This is a genomic window from Kitasatospora sp. MAP12-44, from assembly GCF_029892095.1.
Taxonomy (GTDB): Bacteria; Actinomycetota; Actinomycetes; order Streptomycetales; family Streptomycetaceae; genus Kitasatospora.
In genome coordinates, this window is the sequence record NZ_JARZAE010000004.1 from 2,403,115 (window position 1) to 2,424,744 (window position 21,630).

A 21,630-nucleotide genomic window follows, 5' to 3' on the forward strand; every position below is an offset into this window, starting at 1 on the left:
CCGCTGCCACCCAGGCTGGGTGATCTCCATCGCGGCGGTTCGAATCATGACCCTAGTAACAGAACCGTGATCCGTTCAAATCCTTGTCGGAAAAAACGTGCAACTTTGACTGTGGGTGATATGGGCATCACCAGGGGTTGATCACGAGCGGCACCTTGAGTGGCGCAGCTCACAAAACCGTTTGGTGAGGCGTCAGTTCGGCGCGAGCGCAGTCGCCGCGACTCGGCGTCAGACCCGTCGGATGGTCTGGATCGTGCCGATCGAGGTCGCCGAGGCGATATGGATCAGCTCGCCCTCGCGCGGGGCGTGCACGACGTCGCCGTTGCCGATGTACATGGCCACGTGGTGCGCGCCGGGGCCGTAGATCACCAGGTCGCCGGGCTGCGCCTGGGCCAGGCTCGGCACCGTGACGCCGTAGCCGGCCTGCTCCTGGGAGACACGCGGCAGCGAGACGCCGGCGGCGGCGTAGGAATAGACCATCAGACCCGAGCAGTCGAACTCGTCGGGACCTGTCGACCCCCAGTGGTACGGCTTGCCGATCTCGCTCAGCGCGGTCGCCACGGCGATCGCCGCGTAGCCGGAGGCCGGCGGCAGGTTGAGGGTGCTGAGGTCGATCCGCGAGCTGCTGCGTGAGGCGGCGTCGGCCTGCTGCAGGGCGGCCCGGTCGCCGGCGCTCAGCGAGTTCATCAGCTTCTGCGCGGCGGCCAACTTGGCCTGGACGTCCGCCTTGGCCTGGTTCAGCACCTGGGTGGAGCGGTCCAGCTCGGCCAGCGTGGCGGTGGCCTCCTGCTTCTCCTGGTCCAGCTTGCGCTGGTCGGACTGCAGGGACTTGAGCACCTGGGTCTGCGTGTCAGTGGCCTGCGCCATGCTGGAGGCCTGGTCGAGGTAGAGCGAGGGATTGGAGTTCAGCATCAGCTGCACCGAGGGGTCAATGCCACCGTTGCGGTACTGGTCCGCGGCCACACCCGCGAGCCCGCCCTCCAGCTGCGTGACCTCCGCCTGCTGACGCGCCACCTGGTCCTGCAGCTGGGAGGCCTGCTGGCGCAGCTGGTCGCCGTGCTCCTTGGCACCGTCGTACTGCTCCGACGCGGCCTCCTGCTGGGTGTTCAGGCCGTCGATCTGCGCCTTGACCTCATCCAGCGAGGGCTTGGGATCGGCCCATGCTCCGGTCTGCGCGGAGAGTGCGACCGCGGTCGCCGCAGCTGCGGTGAACACGATGGTCCGCGTACGGCTCGGCTGCTTGGGACGGCGGTGGGACGCCACGGGAGGACTCCTTCTTCCCCGCTGCCACCCGGGCTGGGTGATCTCCATCGCGGCGGCTCGGATCATGACCCTAGTAACAGAACCGTGATCCGTTCAAACGTTTGGCGCAAACAACGAGCAACTCTGCCCGTAAGTGCCAACGCAGTCGTGTCGACTCGGCGTCAGACCCGCCGGATGGTCTCGATGGAGCCGACCGAGGTCGCCGAGGCGATCCGGACCACGTCGCCGGTGTGCGGGGCGTGCACGATATCGCCGTTGCCGATGTACATGCCCACGTGGTGCGCGCCGGGGCCGTAGATCACCAGGTCCCCGGGCTGTGCCTGGGCCAGGCTCGGCACCTCGATGCCGTAGCTGGCCTGCTCCTGCGAGGTACGCGGCAGCGAGACGCCGGCGGAGGCGTACGAAAAGACCATCAGGCCGGAGCAGTCGAAGCTGTTGGGACCCGTCGCCCCCCAGCTGTACGGCTTGCCCAGCTCGCTCAGCGCGGTCGCCACCGCGGCCGCCGCATAACCGGAGGCCGGCGGCAGGTTGAGGGTGCTGAGGTCGACCCGGGCGCTGCTGCGCGAGGCGCGGTCGGCCTGCTGCAGGGCGGCCCGGTCGCTGGCGCTCAGCGAGTTCATCAGCTGCTGCGCCGCGGCCAGCTTGGCCTGGACATCCGCCTTGGCCTGGTTCAACTCCTGGGTGGAGCGGTCCAGCTCGGCCAGCGTGGCGGTGGCCTCCTGCTTCTCCTGGTCCAGCTTGCGCTGGTCGGACTGCAGGGACTTCAACGTCTCGGTCTGCGTGTCAGTGGCCTGCGCCATGCTGGAGGCCTGGTCGAGGTAGAGCGAGGGATTGGAGTTCAGCATCAGCTGCACCGAGGGGTCAATGCCGCCATTGCGGTACTGGTCCGCGGCCACACCCGCGAGCCCGCCCTCCAGCTGCGTGACCTCCGCCTGCTGACGCGCCACCTGGTCCTGCAGCTGGGAGGCCTGCTGGCGCAGCTGGTCGCCGCGCTCCTTGGCACCGTCATACTGCTCCGACGCCGCCTCCTGCTGGGCGTTGAGGCCGTCGATCTGCGCCTTGACCTCATCCAGCGAGGGCTTGGGATCGGCCCAGGCACCGGTCTGCGCGGACAGTGCGACCGCGGTCGCCGCAGCTGCGGTGAACACGATGGTCCGCGTACGGCTCGGCTGCTTGGGACGGCGGTGGGACGCCACGGGAGGACTCCTTCTTCCTGCGGTCTCACCCGATCGGGCGAGTGGCCGGAAAAATAGGTTTGACGCCAGACCCTAGTGAAGATCACATCTTTGCGCCACTCTCCTGCCGCCACGAACTACCGCCCGCCCGGCGGTCCTCACCGAACCTCCACGCGCTGAGCCAGGGTCAAGCACGGCCGGACCGACCGGCGGCGGTCAGGCGCGGGAGAGCCGGTTCAGCAGCAGCACCGAGGCGACCGGGCGCGCGCCGGCCTTGCGCACGCCGTCGGCGACCTCCTTGTCCGCGGAGACCACCACCACCGGCCTGCCCTGCGGCTCGGCCCGCACCAACTGGCGGATCAGCTCGTCGGCCGTCTGCCCGGTGCGACTGAACCGCACCCGCACCCCGCGCGGCGGCGCCATGATCACCGGGACGTCCAGGTCCTGACCGTCGAAGACGCAGGTCACCTCGGCCTGGGTGCGCTGCGCGAGCATCGCCAGGCCGCCGAGCAGGCGCATCCGCTGCTGCTCGAGCGGCAGCGTCGGGTAGCCCGTCTTGGTCACGTTGTAGCCGTCCACCACCAGGTGGACCTGCGGGATCGCGAGCAACTGGTCCAGCAGCGCCGGGTCGTCCTCCGCCAGCGCCCGGCGGGCCACGTCGTGCGGCGAGGCCGCGGCCGGCACCACCGCGTCCACCAGGTCCGCCGGGTGCAGCTGGGTGACCGGCAGCGCCAACTCCCGCTGCAGGCCCTGCGCCGACTGCAGCACGGTGTCCAGCAGCAGCCGCAGCCGCATGTCCTCCACGCTGCGGCCCTCGCGCACCGAGCGGCGGCCGGACTCCAGGGCGCTCTCCAACTCGGCGACCCGGTGCTTGAGACGGCGGCTCTCGCTCTCCGCCGCGCCGCGCTCGGTCGCCGCGGCGGAGGCGGCGGAGGCCAGCTCGGCCTGCAGCTTCTTCACCTCGGCCTGCGCCCGGCGGGTGTCGCTCTCCAGGCTGCGCTGCTTCTTGCGCAGCGCCTCCAACTCCCGGCGGGTGCCCTCCGACTCGGCCCGCTGGCGGTCCAGGTCGGCCCGGGCCGAGGCGCGGGAGGCGGTCAGCTCCTCCTGGAGCTTCTCCACCATCCGCGCGGACTCGGCGGCGGCGCCGTCCGCGCCGGCCCGCTCCACCTGCTCGCCGGCCTCCACCACCAATTGCACCCAGCCGCGCGGGCGCAGCAGGTACGCGGCGGCGGCCACGTCCATCGGCTCGGCGGCGCCGGGCACGCTGCCCGCCTCCAGGGCCTTGACCAGGTCGGGCTGGCCGAGCCGCAGCCGGTCCGCTATCCGCAGCCGGAAGACCGGGTCGGCCTCCAGCGCGGCGGCCAGCGCCGTCCCGGCGTACTTCGCCCGGCGGGCCGGGGTGAACTTCGCATACGGACGGAGCGTCGTGGGCAACTCCCCGGCGGGCAGGCCGCCGAGCGCGTCCGCGGCCAGCCCGACCACCCGGCGGCGCACGCCCTCGGGCAGCGGCCGGTCCAACTGCTCGGCGGCCTGCTCAGCGGCCTGCTCAGCGCTCTGATCGGCGACCGGCTCGACAGCGTCGGACGCCTCCTGGGGGCTGTCCGTCTCCGGGCCGGGGGCAGCGGACAGCTTCCCTTGCGGCTCGGCGGACTCCCTCGCTGCGTCCATCGCGTCCTCGGCTCCGATCCTGTTCTGCGGGGGCCGCCCGGCCGGGTGCCCCACGCCCTAAAAGTCAACCGCTCGGGCAATTGTCGCGTGAACCGTGCCTCAGCGGACACCACGCCACACGCCCGCCCTGCCCACCCGGCCGCGGCAGAAGGGCTAGTCCTCGGCGCCCGGGCGGGGGACCAGCTCGATCTGGTCGACGGCGTTGCACCAGCGGCAGCGCACCGACTCCAGCGTCTCGCTCAGCACCTCACGCTCCTCCACCTTCGCCTCGCCCGCGAGATCGAGGTGCAGGTACTCGACCACCCGGGACGAGCGCGTCACGTCGAAACGGGTCAGGTTGCCGCACAGCGTGCAGCGCCAGCGGGTCTCGGCGGTAGGCGCGGGGACGGGCATCGGCGGGGTCCTCTCGGCGGATCCATGACCTGGGCGGTGCTCCCGCCCAGGCCCCAAGCCTAGGGCCTGGCCCTGGTGCAGCAGGCACCGGATACCGGTTCCCACCAGCGGGCGGACACGCCCTGCTGTCATGTGGTAACCCGGTCGCAGCACAGCGCGGTGTCAGCCGCCGCCCGGCGCGGAATGCATCCGCCCATGGTGCTCCCGGTGCGCGACGAGGTCGCCCGACCCGAGGACGAGCGGGCCGCGCCGGCCCCGCTGGTCAGCTATCTCCTGATCGCGCTGAACTGCGCGGTCTTCCTGGTCGGCCCCAGCGGCGTCAACCCGGGCTACGGCGACACCACCGCCGGACGCGCGTGCGCCGCCCAGCGCTACCAGCAGCGCTGGGGCGCGATCCCCGCCGAGCTGCTGAGCGACCGCCCGCTGACCCCCGCTCAGCTGGCCGCGACCACCCCACCGCTGCCCGCCTGCCCGCTGGTCGCCACACCCGGCAAGAGCCCGGCGCTCTCGGTGCTGACCTCGCTCTTCGTGCACGGCGGCTGGCTGCACCTGCTGGGCAACATGCTCTTCCTCTTCGTCTTCGGCGCCGGCGTGGAGGAACGGCTCGGACGGCTGCGCTTCCTCTTCTTCTACCTGGCCGCCGGCGCGCTGGCCGCGTACGGCTACGCGCTCACCGGGGGCGGCGGCGCCGAGTCGCTGCGGCCGCTGGTCGGGGCCTCCGGCGCGATCTCGGGGGTGCTCGGCGGCTACCTCCGGCTCTATCCCAAGGCCCGGGTCACCACGCTCGTCCCGCTCCTCTTCTTCCTGCCGCTGCGCCTGCCCGCCTGGCTGGTGCTCGGCCTGTGGTTCGCCGTCCAGTGGTGGTCGGCCCGCGACGCGCTGCCCGGCGTCGCCTACCTGGCCCATGTGATCGGCTTCACCGCGGGCTTCCTGGCCGTGTGGGCGGCCTGCCGAGGTGCCCGATACGCTGGCCCGACCCCTCCCCCACCAGGAGTTCCCCAGTGATCACCGCCATCGTGCTCATCAAGACCAGCGTCGACCGGATCCCCGAGATCGCCGAGGCGATCGCCGCCATCGACGGGGTGAGCGAGGTCTACTCCGTGACGGGCGGCTACGACCTGGTCGCGATGGTGCGGGTGCGCCACCACGAGGACCTGGCCGAGGTGATCCCCGGACGGCTCAACAAGGTGCCCGGCGTCGAGCACACCGAGACCCAGATCGCCTTCCGCACCTACTCCCAGCACGACCTGGAGACCGCCTTCGCGCTCGGCCTTGACGGCTGACAACCGTCAGCGCCTGGTGTCCGCCACACAGCGGCCGCCCTCGTTGCGGTAGGTCCAGCGCGCGCCGTCCGCCAGCAACTCCCGGACGGCGCCAAGGAAGCGCTCCAGGTGCTCGTCGGGGGTGCCGGCGCCGAAGCTGACCCGGATCGCGTTCAGGCTCTGCTCCCCCGGCAGCGACGGCTCGGGCGCACCGCACTCGGAGGGCGCGGCCTGCTCCCCGCCGAGCAGGGTGCGCACCAGCGGGTGCGCGCAGAACAGGCCGTCGCGCACCCCGATGCCGTACTCCGCCGAGAGCGCGGCCGAGAAGTGCGAGCTGTTCCAGCCCTCGACCACGAAGGAGAGCACGCCGACCCGCGCGGCGTCCTCGCCGAACAGGCTGAGCACCTTGACCTGCGGGAGCTCCGCCAGACCCGCCTTCAGCCGGGCAACCAGCTGCTCCTCGCGGGCCTGCAGCGCGTCGAAACCGGCCTCGGTCAGCGCGCGGCAGGCGGAGGCGATCGCGTAGGCGCCGATCACATTGGGCGAGCCGGCCTCGTGCCGGGCCGGGCCCCGGTGCCACTCGACGGCCACCGAACCGTCCGCCTCGCGGGCCACCGTACGGCTGGCGCCGCCGCCCGCCAGGTACGGCTCCGCCGCGTCCAGCCAGTCCGAGCGCCCGGCCAGCACGCCCGCGCCGAACGGGGCGTACAACTTGTGCCCGGAGAAGGCGATCCAGTCCACGTCCAGCTCGCGCACCGAGACCCGGTGGTGCGGCGCGAGCTGGGCCGCGTCCAGCACCACCCGGGCGCCGTGCCGGTGCGCCACCTCGGTCAGCTCGGCGATCGGCCACAGCTCGCCGGTGACATTGGAGGCGCCGGTCACACAGAACAGCCGGTGCTCGGCGGGCTGCGCGCTGAGCGCGGCCTCCAGTGCGGCGACCGCCTCGGCGTGCGAGCGCGGCGCGGGCAGGTAGCTGACGCTCAGGCCCTCGCGGCGCCAGGGCAGCAGCGAGGCGTGGTGCTCGGTCTCGAAGGCGAAGACCCGGGTGCCGGCCGGCAGCGCGCCCGCCAGCAGGTTCAGCGAGTCGGTGGTGGCCCGGGTGAAGACCAGCTGGTCGCCCTCGCGCAGGTCCAGGAACTCCTCGACGGTGCGCCGGCTCTGCTCGAACAGGTCGGTGGAGAGCTGCGAGAGGTAGCCGGCGCCACGGTGCACGCTGCCGTAGTAGGGCGCGTAGGCGGCCACGTCGTCCCAGACCCGCTGCAGCGCGGGGGCGCTGGCGGCGTAGTCGAGTGCGGCGTAGGTGACCTTCTCGCCGCTCACCAGCGGGACCTCGACGGCGGAGCCGAGCACGGCCAGGGGGGTGAGGAAACGGGTGTCGAGAGACATGGGGATGCACTCCTCCAGGGGTCTGGACCCCGGGAGTGAAGAGACCGGTGGCCCGCGCTTGCCATGCGGACCTGTCGCCGCCTGGCCTGGTCTTCACCCAGGGCACCCCGCCACGGACGGAGGGTTGCCGGACAGCAAGCTGGGGCTAGTCGCGCTGTCACTCATGACCTGACGAAGACTTTAACCAGCGGTCGAGGGATGGTCAAACACCGTCCCGCCATCCGGACAACCATGAGACCCGCAGGTCAGGCGCGTGCGGTCGCCTCGGCCCAGCTCTTCAGGGTGGCCTGCGCGGCGCCGGAGTCGATCGCGGCCGCGGTGCGCGCCATGGCGGCGGCGAGCTGCTCGGTGAGCGGCGCATCGGTCAGCTCCAGGGCGACCAGCGCCGCCGCGGAGTTCAGCACCACGGCGTCGCGCACCGGTCCGCGCTGGCCGGCCAGCACCCGGCGGGCGACGTTGGCGTTGTACTCGGCGTCCGCGCCGCGCAGGCTCTCCACGCCGGCCAGTTCGATGCCCACCTCGCGCGGGTCGAAGACGGTCTCGGTCACCTCGCCGGCCCGCACGATCCACACCCGCGAGGTGCTGCAGACGGTCAGTTCGTCCAGCCCGTCGTCACCGCGGAAGACCAGCGCGCTGGAGCCGCGCCGGGCCAGTACCCCGGCGATCAGCGCGGCCAGCCGGGTGTCGAAGCAGCCGACCGCGTGCGCCGTCACCTTGGCCGGATTGGTCAGCGGGCCAAGGATGTTGAAGGCGGTCGGCACGCCGAGGTCGCGGCGGGCCGGGGCGGCGTGCCGCATCGCCGGGTGGAACTTGGCGGCGAAGCAGAAGGTGAGGCCGACCTCCTCGGCGATCTCGGCCACCCGCCGGGCGCCGAGGTCGAGCCGGATGCCCAGGCGCTCCAGCACATCGGAGGAGCCGCTGGCCGAGGAGGCCGCCCGGTTGCCGTGCTTGACCACCTTGGCGCCGGCCGCCGCCGCGACGATGGCCGACATGGTGGAGATGTTGACGGTCTTCGCCCGGTCGCCGCCGGTGCCGACGATGTCCACCGCCGGGCCGGGGATGTGCAGCGGCTCGGCGTGCGCGTACATCGCGTCGACCAGTCCGGCCACCTCGTCGACGGTCTCGCCCTTGGCCCGCAGCGCCACCATGAACCCGGCCACCTGCGCCTGGCTGGCCTCGCCGCTCATGATCCGGTCCATCGCCCAGGCGGCGTCCGCCCGGGTCAGGTGCTCGCCGTTCAGCAGCGCGCCCAGGACGTCCGGCCAGGTGCGGACCACCTGCACGGGGTCCTGGCCGCCGTTCGCAGGGTTCACATTCACCATGGCCGACTCCAGCTCGCATCCGAGTGCTCGAAAAGGGATGCCGTCAGCCTAACCAGCGGGACGGGGCCGCCGCCCCGAGGACGACGGCCCCGTCCGTCTGCTGAGACGAACCGTTCAGCGCACTGCCGGACGGTCTCAGCTGGACAGGCTGCGGGCCCCGAGCCGGGCCCGCAGCAGCGCGGCGGCCGCGTCGGCCAGCGCCACCGGGTCCACCGGGTGGGAGATCGCCGCGTCCGCCCGACTCCAGGCGGCGAGCCAGGAGTCCTGCGGCCGGCCGATCAGCACCAGCACCGGCGGGCAGCCGTAGATCTCGTCCTTGACCTGGCGCGCCAGGCCGAGACCGCCGGCCGGCACGGCCTCGCCGTCCAGGACGCAGAGGTCCACGCCCCCCTTCTCCAGGGCACGCAGCACCGCCGGGGTGGTGGCGCACTCCAGGTAGGTCAGCTCCGGCAGATCCGCCGCGGGCCGCCGGCCCAGCGCCGTGGTGACCTGCTCGCGCGTGTTGCGGTCGTCGCTGTAGACGAGAACGGTCAGCGTCTCGTCGCTCGTGTGCGTCATCGGCCCTGCTCCCAGGTGCTCAGAAAAAGGTGCCTCGAAAGGTGCCTCGATACGTCGCCTGCTACCGCCGGTACAACGCGCCACGGGTGTGATCCGCGCCACGTCCACCACTCCCGGATGCTACTCCGCATCACCCGTCCCGGTGAGCGTCCCGCGCGATCTCCTCCGGACCCGGACGTGGCGGGCCGTCACCCGATCGGGCGTACGGCCGTCACCCCCACCCCCGTAGATCACCCGGACGGCCCACGCGCTAGCGCCTCCCGGCCTCTTCCGCCGTCAGGAACACGCGGGGCGAAGGGGTGATCCAGCCGGACGAACCGTCAGGAAAGTCGCATCGGACGACGAATCTCATCCGCCTCGGGCGACGACCCGCGCCCCGGAGGACCCGGACACGGCCATCCGGGCATACCGCACGCACCGGACACTCCGAGGGAGACCCCCCGACGTGAAGACGGAATAAGGGACCGACATAATGTCGGTCGTGGCGACAGCAACAGCAACAGAAACCGGGCACGCACATGGATCGGTCAATCGACCGAACATGACCAGCGTCGGAACCATCGTCTGGCTGAGTTCCGAGCTGATGTTCTTCGCGGCCCTCTTCGCGATGTACTTCACGGCTCGCTCCGTGAAGGGACCAGACTTCTGGGCCGAGAAGGCACATGCCCTCAACGTCCCCTTCTCCTCCGTGAACACCACGATCCTGGTGCTCTCCTCGCTCACCTGCCAGCTCGGCGTCTTCGCCGCCGAGCGCGGTGACGTGAAGAAGCTCCGCTCGTGGTTCTCGCTCACCTTCGTGATGGGTGCGATCTTCATCGGCGGTCAGATCTACGAGTACACCTCGCTGGTGAAGAAGGACGGCCTCTCGCTGTCCTCGGACCCGTACGGCTCGGTGTTCTACCTGACCACCGGCTTCCACGGGATGCATGTGACGGGCGGTCTGATCGCCTTCCTGCTGGTCCTGGGACGGACCTACGCAGCCAAGCGGTTCACGCACGAGCAGGCCACCGCCGCGATCGTCGTGTCGTACTACTGGCACTTCGTCGACGTGGTCTGGATCGGCCTGTTCGCGACCATCTACCTGATCAAGTAGCCGATCAGGTCGCTGGCCGCCGGCCGGACCCGCTGCCCTCACCGGCTCCGGGTCCTTCTGCCCGTGCCGATGCCCTGCCGACGCCGACTGCGCGCCGGGCCCACCACCAGCCGACCAGATCCTGACACCGGGGTTATTCCGTGAAAAAGCTCTCCGCACGACGGCGCCACCCACTGGCGGCGCTGGTCGTCCTACTCTTCGCCCTGGCGATCACCGGGGGGCTGTACGCCGCGTTCGCGCCCGCCGAGAAGGCACAGGCCGACAGCTCCGCGCAGTCGCTCGCGATCGAGCAGGGCAAGCGACTCTTCGCCGTGGGCTGCTCGTCCTGCCACGGCCTCAACGGCGAGGGCACCCCTAGCGGTCCGAGCCTGGTGGGTGTCGGTTCCGCCGCGGTCGACTTCCAGGTCGGCACCGGCCGGATGCCGGCCCAGCAGCCGGGCGCTCAGATCCCGAAGAAGAAGAACATCTACTCGCAGTCGGACATCGACCAGATGGCCGCCTTCGTCGCCTCGCTCGGCCCGGGCCCGGTGACGCCGACGTCCGAGCAGTACACGTCGACCGAGACGGACGCCATCGCCAAGGGTGGCGACCTGTTCCGGACCAACTGCGCGCAGTGCCACAACTTCGCGGGTGCCGGCGGCGCCCTGACCCAGGGCAAGTACGCACCCTCGCTGGACGGCGTGAGCGCCAAGCACATCTTCGAGGCCATGCAGACCGGCCCGCAGAGCATGCCGCAGTTCCCGGAGAGCACCATGCCGGAGAAGCAGAAGCAGGAGATCGTGGCGTTCGTCCGCTACCAGGCCGACGAAGCCCCCAACCCCGGTGGTCTGACCCTGGGCAGCCTCGGTCCGGTGACCGAGGGCCTGTTCGGCTGGATCTTCGGTCTCGGCGTTCTCATCGCGGTCGCGATCTGGGTCGCTGCCCACACCACCAAGGCCAAGAAGTCATGAGCCACGACAACATCTCAGATGACAAGCTGCCGGAGGCGCACGACGCCTCCGAAGGGCACGGCCATCTCGCCGTAGCCGACGACCCGTTCGCGGACCCGGGCCTGCCGGCCCACGAGCCGCGGCGCACCGACATCGACGAGCGGGCCGCCAAGCGGGCCGAGCGCCAGGTGTCGGGGATGTTCATCCTGTCGATGCTGGCGACCGTGGGCTTCATCGCCTCGTACGCCAGCATCAACCCGGACAAGCTGGTCTACATCTTCCCGCTCGGCCATGTCAGCGCGCTCAACTTCGCGCTGGGCATGACGCTGGCGGTCGCACTCTTCTGCATCGGCGCGGGCGCGGTCCACTGGGCCCGCACCCTGATGTCCGATGTCGAGATGCCCGCCGAGCGCCACCCGATCGAGGCTGACGACGAGGTCCGCGCGGACGTCATCCAGCAGTTCAAGACCGGCGCCGCCGAGTCCGGGTTCGGTCGTCGCAAGATGATCCGCAACACCCTGATCGGCTCCATGGCGATGGTCCCGCTGTCCGGCGTCGTGCTGCTGCGCGACCTCGGCCCGCTGCCGGAGAAGAAGCTCGACTCCACCGACTGGTCCGAGGCCACCCCCTCCGCGCCGATCCGGCTCGTCAACATGAACACCGACGAGCCGATGAAGGCCGAGGACATCGTGGTCGGCTCGCTGACCTTCGCCAAGCCCGGCCCCTCGGCCCTGCGTCCGAACGGCCTCCAGGACTCCGACGAGGACTTCCAGGAAGCCATCGCCAAGGACGCGCTGATGCTGATCCGCATCCAGCCGGAGGACCTCAAGGACGAGAAGTCGGCGGCGCTGGGCTTCGAGGGGGTGCTCTGCTACTCCAAGATCTGCACCCACGTCGGCTGCCCGATCAGCCTGTACGAGCAGCAGACCCACCACGCGCTCTGCCCGTGCCACCAGTCGACCTTCGACCTGTCGGACGGCGCCCGGGTCATCTTCGGCCCGGCCGGACACCCGCTGCCGCAGCTGAAGATCAGCACTGACTCTGACGGCTACCTGGTGGCCACGCAGGACTTCACCGTGCCCGTGGGCCCGAGCTTCTGGGAGCGCAGCGCATGAGTTCCTCGACCAGCACCAAGCAGACGGCTCCGGCCAGCACGCGTGCCAAGCCCGCCAACAAGGGCGAGGCGGCAGCGGACTGGGTGGACGGCCGGCTGGGGATCTACTCCCTCGCCAAGGCCAACCTGCGCAAGATCTTCCCGGACCACTGGTCCTTCATGCTCGGTGAGATCTGCCTCTACACCTTCGTCATCATCATCCTCACGGGTGTCTACCTCACCCTGTTCTTCAAGCCCAGCATGGGCGAGGTCGTCTACAACGGCTCGTACGCGCCGCTGAACGGCATCCGGATGTCCGAGGCCTACGAGTCGACGCTGAACATCAGCTTCGAGGTCCGCGGTGGTCTGCTGATCCGTCAGATCCACCACTGGGCCGCGATCGTCTTCGTCGCCGCGATGTTCGTGCACATGATGCGCGTCTTCTTCACCGGCGCGTTCCGCAAGCCCCGCGAGATCAACTGGGTCTTCGGCTTCCTGCTGCTCTGCCTGGGCTTCTTCGACGGGTTCATGGGCTACTCGCTCCCCGACGACCTGCTCTCCGGCACCGGTATCCGGTTCATGGAGGGCGCGGTCCTGGCCGTGCCGCTGGTGGGCACGTACATCCAGATGTTCCTGTTCGGCGGGCCGTTCCCCGGCACCGACGTCATCCCGCGCTTCTTCACGATCCACGTGCTGCTCATCCCGGGCATCATGCTGGGCCTGCTGGTCGCGCACCTGATCCTGGTCTTCTACCACAAGCACACCCAGTGGGCGGGCCCGGGCAAGACCGAGCAGAACGTCGTGGGCATGCCGCTCATGCCGGTCTACATGGCCAAGGCCGGCGGCTTCTTCTTCCTGGTGTTCGGCATCATCGCGGCGATGTCCGCGATCGCCTCGGTCAACCCGGTCTGGGCGTACGGTCCGTACCGTCCCGACCAGGTCTCCACCGACGCGCAGCCCGACTGGTACATGGGCTTCGCCGAGGGTCTGATCCGTGTCATGCCGGGCTGGGAGATCCGCGCCTGGGGCCACACCCTGAACCTGGGTGTGTTCATCCCGCTGATGCTCTTCCCGCTGGTGCTGGCGCTGATCGCGCTCTACCCGTTCATCGAGGGCTGGATCACCGGCGACAAGCGCGAGCACCACATCCTGGACCGCCCGCGCAACGCCCCGGTCCGTACCGGTCTGGGCGCCGCGTGGATCGCGCTCTACCTGGTGCTGCTGCTCGGTGGTGGCAACGACCTGGTCGCGACCCACTTCCACCTGTCGCTGAACGACATCACGTACTTCGTCCGGGCGGGTTCCTTCGTCATCCCGATCATCGTGTTCTACGTGACCAAGCGCTGGTGCCTCGGCCTCCAGCGCCGTGACAGGGACAAGGTGCTGCACGGCCGCGAGACCGGTGTCATCAAGCGGCTGCCGCACGGTGAGTTCATCGAGATCCACGCCCAGCTCCCGCAGGGCCGGCTCCACACGCTCACCTCGCACGAGCAGCCGGAGCCGCTGGAACTGCCTGCCGAGGTCGACGAGAACGGTGTCGCCCGCAAGGTCGGCCTGCTCACCAAGACCCGCGCCAAGCTCTCCGCGGGCTACTTCGGCGAGGGTGGCCAGATCCCGAAGCCGACCGTCGAGGAGCACCAGGAGATCACCAGCGGCCACGGCCACCACTGATCCCCTGAGCTGACTGCCAGCCACCTGAGGGCCCCCGTCCGGCACCACCGGACGGGGGCCCTTGGCGTTCACCGCGGCCGCGGCGCGCGAGAATGGTCCCCCGCCCGCCCACCGCCCAGGAGGCTCCCCCGTGCAGCTGAGCTTGGACCACTCCGCCGCCACTCCCCCGTACGAGCAGCTGCGCTCGCAGATCGCCGAGCAGGCCCGTACCGGGGTCCTGCCGACGGGTCTGAAGCTGCCCACCGTCCGGGCGCTGGCCGAGCAGCTGGGGCTGGCCGCCAACACGGTCGCCCGCGCCTACCGCGAACTGGAGGCGGACGGCGTGGTGGAGACCCACGGCCGGCGCGGCACCCTGATCGCCGCCACCGGTGACACCGCGCACCGCCTGCTGGCCGCGGCCGCCGCCGAGTTCGCCGAGCGGGCCGAGCGTCTCGGCACCACACGGGACGAGGCCCTGGCGGCCGTGAACGGCGCGCTGGGCCTCGTCTACCGGCAGGACTGATCAGATCTGCGGGTGCACGGTGGTGGCGGCGTCGGCCACCGGGGTGGGACTGCTGGTGCTGACCTCCTTGCCCAGGGCGCTGCCCTTGACCCACTCGTCCCAGCCGAGGTTCCAGTCCCCGAAGCCGTTGCCGAACGGCTCCATGGTGTGGCCCTTGCTGTTGACCACCTGGACGATGTCGCCCACCCGGGTCTGGTCGTAGAACCACTCGGCGTTGTCGGTGCTCATCCCGGTGCAGCCGTGGCTGACGTTCTCCACGCCCTGCGAGCCCACCGACCAGGGCGCCGCGTGCACGTACTCGCCGCTCCACGTCACCCGGGTGGCCCACTCCACCTTGAGGTCGTACGACTCCTCGCTGCCCTTGGCGATGCCGATCGTCTCGCTGCTCATCTGCACGACCCGCTCCTGACCCAGCACCACCTTTATGCCGTTGCGGGTGTCGAAGCCGGGCTTGCCGGTGGTCACCGGGATGGTGTTGACCACCTCGCCGTTGCGCTTGAAGGTCAGCTCGTCGGTGGAGGCGTCGACCAGCGCCTCGACCCGGTCGCCGGTGCGGAAGGAGACCCGGCTCGCCGCGCCGCCGTACATCCCGCCGCCGAAGGGCTGGCCCTGGACGTCGAAGGTCAACCGGACCGAGGCGTTGGCCGGCCAGTACTCCTGCGGGCGGAAGTGCAGATTCTTGCTGTCCACCCAGTGCCAGGCGCCGCGCAGGACGGGCTGCGAGTAGACGCTCAGTCCGCGCTCGACCTGCTGGCGGGCGGCCGGGTCGGTGACCGGCTCGGAGAGCTGGACGGTGAGCGGCTCGCCCACGCCGTAGACCGCCGGCCCGGCGTCGGGGCCCAGGGTCGCGGTGAGCAGCTTGTCGGCGGCCTTGGTGGTGACGTCGGAGGTGCGCTCGCCGCGGCCGCCCCTGCCGTCGGCGGCGGCGATCCGCACGGTGTAGCGGGTGCCGGGCAGCAGCGGGCCGACGCTGTGCCAGCCGTGCCCGCCGGGGTCGAGGGTGCCCGCCACCACTGCGCCGCCCGGACCGCTCAGGGTGACATCGGTGATCGCGTCGCCCGCCTTGGCGGTCACCGTGAAGGGCTTGCCGGGGTCGGCGTCGGCGACGGGCGAGGTGCTCACCAGCGTCGCGGCGTCCACGGCCCGCGGCGGCTTGCTGCCCGACTGCCCGCCGCCACCCTCCGAGCAACCCGCCAGCGGGGTCAGCAGGAGTGGCGCGAGGGCAAGCCAGGCCGGCACCGCACGACGGCGGTCCGCTCCGTTCTCTCGCCCTATTGCGCGTCTGACGGCCACGTGAGCCTCCTGAGGTTCGGACCTGTCTCAGATCGTAGGAACATCAGGACACCCCCGGAGGCGGGGCGCACGCCGCAGCGCCCGCGCGAGTGAACGGCCCACCCGGACGCGCTAACAGAACAGGCAGGACCCCTCCGAAGAGGGGTCCTGCCTGGTGCGTGCGGGGAACCGTGCCTACTGGTTCCGGTCCTCGCCGCGGTAGAACTCGAAGGTCCAGCCGAAGAGGCCGATCATGATGACCGGGAGCGACCAGAACATCAGCCACCAGCCGAAGACGACGCCGAGGAAGGCCAGCGCGCCACCGCAGGCCAGCGACAGCGGCTGCCAGCTGTGCGGGGCGAAGAAGCCCTGCTCACCGGCGTCGTCCGAGACCTCGGCCTCGGGGTTGTCGCCGGCACCGAGGTCCACCCGGCGGGCGGTGAAGCCCAGGTAGAACGCGATGAAGGCACACAGGCCGAAGGCCAGGAAGAGCGCGGTGGTACCGGCGGCCTCCGTGCCGTGCGAGCTGTGCGTGGTCCAGATGCCATAGGTGATGGCACAGGCCAGGATGAAGACGGCGAAGCCTGCGAAGATCTTGCCCTGCTCCTTCATCAGGCGTCGCCCTCCTTCTTGCCCTTGGTGGTCAGCTCAGGGGTGTCGTAGACGGCCGGCGTGACGCCCTCGAAGTGCTTGGCCGGGTGGCCGTGGAACTCCAGGTAGTCCAGCGCGGCGATGTCCGGGTGGTGCAGGTCGAACGCCGGGGATTCCGAGCGGATCCGGGGCAGGGTGAGGAAGTTGTGCCGCGGCGGCGGGCAGGAGGTCGCCCACTCCAGCGAACGGCCGTAGCCCCACGGGTCGTCGACCTCCACCTTCTCCCCGTACTTGGCGGTCTTCCAGACGTTGTAGAGGAACGGCAGGATCGACAGGCCGAGCAGGAAGGAGCCGATGGACGAGACGGTGTTCAGCGTGGTGAAGCCGTCCGAGGCCAGGTACGTCGCGTAGCGGCGGGGCATGCCCTCCGCGCCGAGCCAGTGCTGCACCAGGAAGGTGGTGTGGAAGCCGATGAAGAGCGTCCAGAAGGTGATCTTGCCAAGGCGCTCGTCGAGCATCTTGCCGGTCATCTTCGGCCACCAGAAGTGGAAGCCGGCGAACATCGCGAAGACGACGGTGCCGAAGACCACGTAGTGGAAGTGGGCGACCACGAAGTACGAGTCCGAGACGTGGAAGTCGATCGGCGGGGAGGCCAGCAGAACACCCGTCAGACCACCGAAGAGGAAGGTCACCAGGAAGCCGACCGTCCAGAGCATCGGGGTCTCGAAGCTCAGCGAGCCCTTCCACATGGTGCCGACCCAGTTGAAGAACTTCACACCGGTGGGCACCGCGATCAGGAAGGTCATGAAGGAGAAGAACGGCAGCAGCACCTGTCCGGTGACGTACATGTGGTGCGCCCACACCGTCACGGAGAGGCCGGCGATCGCGATGGTGGCGGCGATCAGGCCGGAGTAACCGAACATCGGCTTGCGGCTGAAGACCGGGATGATCTCCGAGATGATGCCGAAGAACGGCAGCGCGATGATGTACACCTCGGGGTGCCCGAAGAACCAGAAGAGGTGCTGCCAGAGCAGCGCCCCGCCATTGGCCGGGTCGAAGATATGTGCCCCGAATTTCCGATCCGCCTCCAGCGCGAAGAGCGCGGCGGCGAGAACCGGGAAGGCCAGCAGGACCAGCACGGCGGTCAGCAGGACGTTCCAGACGAAGATCGACATCCGGAACATCGTCATGCCGGGCGCGCGCATGCAGATGATGGTGGTGATGAAGTTGACCGCACCGAGGATCGTGCCGAAGCCGGAGAAGGCCAGACCCATGATCCACATGTCGGCGCCGACGCCCGGCGAGCGGACCGCGTCGGAGAGCGGCGAGTAGGCGAACCAGCCGAAGTCGGCCGCACCCTGCGGGGTGAGGAAGCCACCCACCGCGATGGTCGAGCCGAACAGGTAGAGCCAGTAGGCGAACATGTTCAGACGCGGGAAGGCGACGTCGGGAGCGCCGATCTGGAGCGGCATGATCCAGTTCGCGAAGCCGGCGAAGAGCGGCGTCGCGAACATCAGCAGCATGATCGTGCCGTGCATCGTGAACGCCTGGTTGAACTGCTCGTTCGTCAGGACCTTGCCGTCGGGCTGAGCCAGCTGGGCCCGCATGACCAGGGCGAGGATGCCACCGATCAAGAAGAACGCGAACGACGTACCGAGGTACATCGTGCCGATCGTCTTGTGGTCGGTGGTGGTCAGCCACTTGATGATGGTGGAACCCGGCTTACGAGTGCGCTGTGCGCCCCCGCCGACCGTGACGGTGCCCCCGGATGCCCCGCCGGCAGCGGCGGGCTCGTTGAGGATGGTCACTATTCACTTCCCATGGTCGTGATGCCCGAAGGCACCGCGCCTGCCTGGCCACTGGCCCGGAGCTGCTGCAGGTGGTTCTCGTACTCGTCGTGGGTGACGACCTTGACCTGGAAGAGCATCTGGTCGTGGTTCACACCGCAGAGTTCCGCACACTTGCCCTTGTAGGTACCCAGGACGGTCGGGGTGACCTGGAACCGGTTCACCACGCCCGGCACGACGTCCATCTTCATCATGAAGTCGATCGGCCAGAAGTCGTGGATCACGTCACGCGAGGTCAGCCGGAACTGGACCGACTCGTTGACCGGCAGCCACAGGGTCGGAATGTTCTGCGGGGTGCCGATGTCGTACGCCGCGGTCGTGCTGGTCGGGTCCGGGGTCTCGGTGTTCTCGTAGTTGAACGCCCAGCTCCACTGGAAGCCGACCACGTTGACGTAGTGCTGCGGCTTGGCCGAGACACTCGTCAGGGTCGACTCGTCGCGGGCGACGAAGTAGAACAGCACCGAGACGATGACGATGGGGACCGCGGTGTAGAGCGCCTCGATGGGCACGTTGTACCGGGTCTGCGGAGGGATCTCGATACCGGTGCGGCTGCGCCGGTGGAAGATCACGCTCCAGATGATCAGACCCCACATCAGTACGCCGACCACCAGCGCCGCGATCCAGGACCCCTGCCACATCTGAAGGACAAGGTGTCCAGTAGTGGTGACGGGACTGGGGAGGCCAAGCCTGGGCAGGTCGTTGGCCGAGCAGCCGGTAGCGGTCGCGATGACGAGGCCCAGTGCCAGCGCCTGAGGCAGCTTCCGCCGCATCGTGCGCCGCGGCGAGCGGTCGGAGCCGTTGGGACTCACGTAGCGCCTTCCCGAAGTCTCGCCCGCGATCGCGTCGCCCCGAGGAGTGTTTCGCCTCCCCGGCGACCCGCCCACGGGCACGGTTTGAATGCTTATGCGGGCCAAACCCTACTCCAGGCTTATGCGGACCTGACGAGCAGGTCCCGGTAACGCGCCGTCCGCCTACCCGATCAGCCCCGGCAGGCGTGGACTCCCAGGTCACGCCAGGCATTCGGGGTCCATTCACCCGATCAGGGGACGGTCTCGAGGCGCTTGGGTGACGGATCGTCGGGTGCGGACGAAGCGGACAAATCCGGTGTTCGTCTGACGCCGAGTGAGGCCGGGTTACCGTGTCCGTCGTGTCCTACTTCGACGCGGCTTCCACCGCTCCCCTGCATCCGGTCGCGCGCCAGGCGCTCGTCGCCGCCCTGGACGAGGGATGGGCCGACCCCGCCAGGCTCTACCGCTCCGGCCGGCAGGCCCGGATGCTGCTGGACGCCGCCCGCGAGACGGTGGCCGAGGTGCTGGGCGCGCGGGCCGACGAGGTGTCCTTCACCACCAGCGGGACCCAGGCGGTGCAGCTGGGCATGCTCGGCGCCCTGCGCGGGCGCCGCCGGACGGGACGTCACCTGCTGCACTCGGCGGTCGAGCACTCCAGCGTGCTGCACACCGCCGAGCTGCACGAGGCGGACGGCGGGACGGTCGGCGTGGTGCCGGTGGACCGCACCGGGCGGGTGCTGGCCCGGGACTTCGCCGTCCGCCCGGACACCGCGCTGGCCGTACTGCAGTCCGCCAACCACGAGGTGGGCACCGTGCAGCCGGTCGCCGAGGTGGCCGAGCGCTGCGGGGAGGTGCCGCTGCTGGTGGACGCGGCGCAGAGCGCCGGGCGGCTGCCGGTGCCGGGCGGCTGGTCGCTGCTGACGGCCAGTGCGCACAAGTGGGGCGGCCCGGCGGGGGTCGGGGTGCTGGTCGTCCGCAAGGGCGTCCGGTTCTCCTCCGCGCTGCCGGCCGACGAGCGGGAGCGCGGCCGGGTGCCCGGCTACGTCAACGTGCCGGCGATCGTGGCGGCGGCTGCCTCGCTGCGGGCGGTGCGGGACGAGGCCGAGCAGGAGAACGCCCGGCTGCACGCGCTGGTCGAGCGGATCCGGGCGCGGGTGCCGCGCCTGGTGCCCGAGGTGGAGGTGGTGGGCGACCCGGTCCACCGGCTGCCGCACCTGGTCACCTTCTCCTGCCTCTATGTGGACGGCGAGGTGCTGCTGACCGAGCTCGACCGGGCCGGCTTCGCGGTCTCCTCCGGCTCCTCCTGCACGTCGAGCACCCTGACGCCCAGTCATGTGCTGGCCGCGATGGGGGTGTTGACCGAGGGCAACGTCCGGGTCTCACTGCCGTTCGGGACGCCGGAGGCGGAGGTGGACCGGTTCCTGACGGTGCTGCCCGAGCTGGTCGCCGCCGTACGCGCCCCGCTCGGCCTGGACCTGGCACCGCTCCCCAAGGAGGGCGGGGAAGAACTGGTCCTCGACACGCTGGGCAAGCGCTGCCCGCTGCCGGTGATCGAGCTGGCCAAGCGGATCGGCGAGGTCGCGCCGGGCGGAGTCGTGGTGGTGCTGGCCGACGACGAGGCGGCCCGGCTGGACATCCCCGCCTGGTGCGGGATGCGCGAGCAGGAGTACCTGGGCGAGGCCCCGGCCGCCGACTACGGCGCCGACCGGGGATTCGCCTACCTGGTGCGCAGGCTCAGCTGAGCCGGGCCCGGACCTCGGCGGCGGCGTCCTCGCCGTAGGCGGCCGCGAAGCGCTCGATGAAGTTGGCGGCGCGCAGCTCGTACTCCTGGGTGCCGACGGTCTCGATCACCAGGGTCGCCAGCATGCAGCCGATCTGGGCGGACCGCTCCAGGCCGAGGTCCCAGGACAGGCCCGCCAGGAAGCCGGCCCGGAAGCCGTCGCCGACGCCGGTCGGGTCGGTCTTCTGCTTCTCCTGGGCGCAGGGCACCACGATGTCCTGCTCGCCCTTGCGGGTGATCCGCACGCCCTTGCTGCCCAGCGTGGTGATCCGGGTGCCGACCCGCTCCAGGATGTCGTCCTGCGACCAGCCGGTCTTGTTCTCGATCAGCGCGGCCTCGTACTCGTTGGTGAAGAGGTACGCGGCGCCGTCGACGATCTCGCGGATCGCGTCGCCCTCCAGCCGGGCCAGCTGCTGGGACGGGTCGGCGGCGAAGGCGTAGCCGCGGGTGCGGGCCTCCTGGGTGTGCCGGACCATCGCCTGCGGGTCGTCGGCGCCGATCAGCACCAGGTCCAGGCCGCCGAGGCGGTCGGCGACGGGCTTGAGCTCGATGTAGCGGGCCTCGGCCATCGCGCCGGTGTAGAAGGACGCGATCTGGTTGTGGTCCTCGTCGGTGGTGCACATGAAGCGGGCCGTGTGACGGGTCTCCGAGATGTGCACCGACTCGGTGTCCACGTTGTGCCGCTCCAGCCAGCCGCGGTACTCCTCGAAGTCCGCGCCGGCCGCACCGACCAGCACCGGGCGCAGCCCCAGCACGCCCATCCCGAAGGTGATGTTCGGCGCGACCCCGCCGCGGCGGATGTCCAGGGTGTCGACCAGGAACGACAGCGAGACCGTGTGCAGCTGCTCGGCGACCAGCTGGTCGGAGAAGCGGCCCGGGAAGGTCATCAGATGGTCGGAGGCGATCGAACCGGCAACGGCGATGCGCACGAAGGCTCCTCGATTGGGGGGCTGGCTTGGGGACAACCCCCCTACGGTAGCGGCCGCCCCGGGGATCGTCGGACCGCGGCGAGGAGGATGCCCGATTGACGACCACGC

At 70.3% G+C, this 21,630-nt stretch carries 20 protein-coding genes and 1 riboswitch; of the genes, 8 read left to right on the top strand and 12 right to left on the bottom strand.

What is annotated here, in order from left to right; translation table 11 throughout:
* Positions 1 to 228: 228 nt before the first annotated feature.
* The 4 genes from P3T34_RS11315 to P3T34_RS11330 all read right to left on the bottom strand — a co-directional run bounded on the left by P3T34_RS11315 (position 229) and on the right by P3T34_RS11330 (position 4,499).
* A complete protein-coding gene (locus tag P3T34_RS11315; protein WP_280665896.1) occupies positions 229 to 1,263 on the bottom strand; it encodes a C40 family peptidase in 1,035 nt (344 codons plus the stop codon).
* Positions 1,264 to 1,424: 161 nt separating this feature from the next.
* On the bottom strand, positions 1,425 to 2,459 hold the full coding sequence (locus P3T34_RS11320) for an NlpC/P60 family protein (protein WP_280665897.1): 1,035 nt from the start codon (positions 2,457 to 2,459) through the stop codon (positions 1,425 to 1,427).
* A gap of 195 nt (positions 2,460 to 2,654) precedes the next feature.
* Positions 2,655 to 4,106 (bottom strand): NYN domain-containing protein, encoded by a 1,452-nt coding sequence (locus tag P3T34_RS11325; protein WP_280665898.1) that lies wholly within the window; start codon positions 4,104 to 4,106, stop codon positions 2,655 to 2,657.
* A 153-nt stretch (positions 4,107 to 4,259) separates the two neighbouring features.
* Complete coding sequence (locus P3T34_RS11330) at positions 4,260 to 4,499, bottom strand: hypothetical protein (protein WP_280665899.1); 240 nt, start codon at positions 4,497 to 4,499, stop codon at positions 4,260 to 4,262.
* A 195-nt stretch (positions 4,500 to 4,694) separates the two neighbouring features.
* Here P3T34_RS11330 and P3T34_RS11335 point away from each other — a divergent pair, with 195 nt between their 5' ends.
* Together P3T34_RS11335 and P3T34_RS11340 are read left to right on the top strand one after the other, a co-directional pair.
* Positions 4,695 to 5,504 (top strand): rhomboid family intramembrane serine protease, encoded by an 810-nt coding sequence (locus P3T34_RS11335; RefSeq protein ID WP_280665900.1) that lies wholly within the window; start codon positions 4,695 to 4,697, stop codon positions 5,502 to 5,504.
* Entirely contained in the window at positions 5,501 to 5,782 is a 282-nt protein-coding gene (locus P3T34_RS11340; protein WP_280665901.1) for an Lrp/AsnC ligand binding domain-containing protein, read from the top strand. Before P3T34_RS11335 ends, P3T34_RS11340 begins: the two co-directional genes overlap by 4 nt.
* Before the next feature lie 6 nt (positions 5,783 to 5,788).
* Here the strand turns inward: P3T34_RS11340 and P3T34_RS11345 are convergent, their stop codons facing one another.
* The 3 genes from P3T34_RS11345 to P3T34_RS11355 form a co-directional block, all read right to left on the bottom strand.
* Positions 5,789 to 7,147, bottom strand: a complete 1,359-nt coding sequence (locus P3T34_RS11345; protein ID WP_280665902.1) for an aminotransferase class V-fold PLP-dependent enzyme — start codon at positions 7,145 to 7,147, stop codon at positions 5,789 to 5,791.
* 49 nt (positions 7,148 to 7,196) lie between these two features.
* Positions 7,197 to 7,316, bottom strand: a riboswitch (SAM riboswitch).
* 76 nt (positions 7,317 to 7,392) lie between these two features.
* Positions 7,393 to 8,469 (bottom strand): anthranilate phosphoribosyltransferase, encoded by a 1,077-nt coding sequence (gene trpD / locus P3T34_RS11350; protein ID WP_280665903.1) that lies wholly within the window; start codon positions 8,467 to 8,469, stop codon positions 7,393 to 7,395.
* 135 nt (positions 8,470 to 8,604) lie between these two features.
* Positions 8,605 to 9,027: a hypothetical protein gene (locus P3T34_RS11355; protein WP_280665904.1), complete on the bottom strand. Its 423-nt coding sequence runs from the start codon at positions 9,025 to 9,027 to the stop codon at positions 8,605 to 8,607.
* Between the two features lie 472 nt (positions 9,028 to 9,499).
* Between P3T34_RS11355 and P3T34_RS11360 the strand changes: the two genes are divergently transcribed.
* The 5 genes from P3T34_RS11360 (at position 9,500) to P3T34_RS11380 (ending at position 14,315) form a co-directional block, all read left to right on the top strand.
* Positions 9,500 to 10,120 (top strand): heme-copper oxidase subunit III, encoded by a 621-nt coding sequence (locus P3T34_RS11360; RefSeq protein WP_280665905.1) that lies wholly within the window; start codon positions 9,500 to 9,502, stop codon positions 10,118 to 10,120.
* Positions 10,121 to 10,260: 140 nt separating this feature from the next.
* Positions 10,261 to 11,070, top strand: coding sequence for a c-type cytochrome (locus tag P3T34_RS11365; RefSeq protein WP_280665906.1), 810 nt, complete (start codon positions 10,261 to 10,263; stop codon positions 11,068 to 11,070).
* Complete coding sequence (locus tag P3T34_RS11370) at positions 11,067 to 12,164, top strand: Rieske 2Fe-2S domain-containing protein (RefSeq protein ID WP_280665907.1); 1,098 nt, start codon at positions 11,067 to 11,069, stop codon at positions 12,162 to 12,164. The genes P3T34_RS11365 and P3T34_RS11370 overlap by 4 nt, the downstream gene beginning before the upstream one ends.
* Positions 12,161 to 13,813 carry a ubiquinol-cytochrome c reductase cytochrome b subunit gene (locus P3T34_RS11375; protein WP_280665908.1) on the top strand — a complete coding sequence of 551 codons (1,653 nt, stop codon included), beginning with the start codon at positions 12,161 to 12,163 and terminating at the stop codon, positions 13,811 to 13,813. The genes P3T34_RS11370 and P3T34_RS11375 overlap by 4 nt, the downstream gene beginning before the upstream one ends.
* Before the next feature lie 130 nt (positions 13,814 to 13,943).
* Positions 13,944 to 14,315 carry a GntR family transcriptional regulator gene (locus P3T34_RS11380; protein ID WP_280665909.1) on the top strand — a complete coding sequence of 124 codons (372 nt, stop codon included), beginning with the start codon at positions 13,944 to 13,946 and terminating at the stop codon, positions 14,313 to 14,315.
* On the opposite strand, the gene P3T34_RS11385 is transcribed toward P3T34_RS11380, so the two are convergent.
* From P3T34_RS11385 to P3T34_RS11400, 4 genes are all read right to left on the bottom strand, one after another.
* On the bottom strand, positions 14,316 to 15,608 hold the full coding sequence (locus P3T34_RS11385) for an Ig-like domain-containing protein (protein WP_280665910.1): 1,293 nt from the start codon (positions 15,606 to 15,608) through the stop codon (positions 14,316 to 14,318).
* 174 nt (positions 15,609 to 15,782) lie between these two features.
* Complete coding sequence (locus P3T34_RS11390; protein WP_280665911.1) at positions 15,783 to 16,199, bottom strand: cytochrome c oxidase subunit 4; 417 nt, start codon at positions 16,197 to 16,199, stop codon at positions 15,783 to 15,785.
* On the bottom strand, positions 16,199 to 17,986 hold the full coding sequence (ctaD, locus tag P3T34_RS11395; protein WP_280665912.1) for a cytochrome c oxidase subunit I: 1,788 nt from the start codon (positions 17,984 to 17,986) through the stop codon (positions 16,199 to 16,201). The genes P3T34_RS11390 and ctaD overlap by 1 nt, the downstream gene beginning before the upstream one ends.
* Complete coding sequence (locus P3T34_RS11400; protein ID WP_280665913.1) at positions 17,986 to 18,834, bottom strand: cytochrome c oxidase subunit II; 849 nt, start codon at positions 18,832 to 18,834, stop codon at positions 17,986 to 17,988. Before P3T34_RS11400 ends, ctaD begins: the two co-directional genes overlap by 1 nt.
* A gap of 338 nt (positions 18,835 to 19,172) precedes the next feature.
* On the opposite strand from P3T34_RS11400, the gene P3T34_RS11405 reads away from it, so the two are divergent.
* Positions 19,173 to 20,555 (top strand): aminotransferase class V-fold PLP-dependent enzyme, encoded by a 1,383-nt coding sequence (locus P3T34_RS11405; RefSeq protein WP_280665914.1) that lies wholly within the window; start codon positions 19,173 to 19,175, stop codon positions 20,553 to 20,555.
* On the opposite strand, the gene P3T34_RS11410 is transcribed toward P3T34_RS11405, so the two are convergent.
* The gene (locus tag P3T34_RS11410) at positions 20,548 to 21,522 is read right to left on the bottom strand and encodes a carbohydrate kinase family protein (RefSeq protein WP_280665915.1); all 975 of its coding nucleotides are present in this window, start codon (positions 21,520 to 21,522) and stop codon (positions 20,548 to 20,550) included. The genes P3T34_RS11405 and P3T34_RS11410 overlap by 8 nt on opposite strands.
* Positions 21,523 to 21,630 lie beyond the last annotated feature (108 nt).

Excerpts from the sequence above, each read along its gene's own strand:
- P3T34_RS11325 (WP_280665898.1), bottom strand. The coding sequence starts at position 4,106 with ATGGACGCAGCGAGGGAGTCCGCCGAGCCGCAAGGGAAGCTGTCCGCT.
- P3T34_RS11330 (WP_280665899.1), bottom strand. The coding sequence starts at position 4,499 with ATGCCCGTCCCCGCGCCTACCGCCGAGACCCGCTGGCGCTGCACGCTG.
- P3T34_RS11335 (WP_280665900.1), top strand. The coding sequence starts at position 4,695 with ATGGTGCTCCCGGTGCGCGACGAGGTCGCCCGACCCGAGGACGAGCGG.
- P3T34_RS11345 (WP_280665902.1), bottom strand. The coding sequence starts at position 7,147 with ATGTCTCTCGACACCCGTTTCCTCACCCCCCTGGCCGTGCTCGGCTCC.
- trpD (WP_280665903.1), bottom strand. The coding sequence starts at position 8,469 with ATGGTGAATGTGAACCCTGCGAACGGCGGCCAGGACCCCGTGCAGGTG.
- P3T34_RS11355 (WP_280665904.1), bottom strand. The coding sequence starts at position 9,027 with ATGACGCACACGAGCGACGAGACGCTGACCGTTCTCGTCTACAGCGAC.
- P3T34_RS11360 (WP_280665905.1), top strand. The coding sequence starts at position 9,500 with ATGTCGGTCGTGGCGACAGCAACAGCAACAGAAACCGGGCACGCACAT.
- P3T34_RS11370 (WP_280665907.1), top strand. The coding sequence starts at position 11,067 with ATGAGCCACGACAACATCTCAGATGACAAGCTGCCGGAGGCGCACGAC.
- P3T34_RS11375 (WP_280665908.1), top strand. The coding sequence starts at position 12,161 with ATGAGTTCCTCGACCAGCACCAAGCAGACGGCTCCGGCCAGCACGCGT.
- P3T34_RS11390 (WP_280665911.1), bottom strand. The coding sequence starts at position 16,199 with ATGAAGGAGCAGGGCAAGATCTTCGCAGGCTTCGCCGTCTTCATCCTG.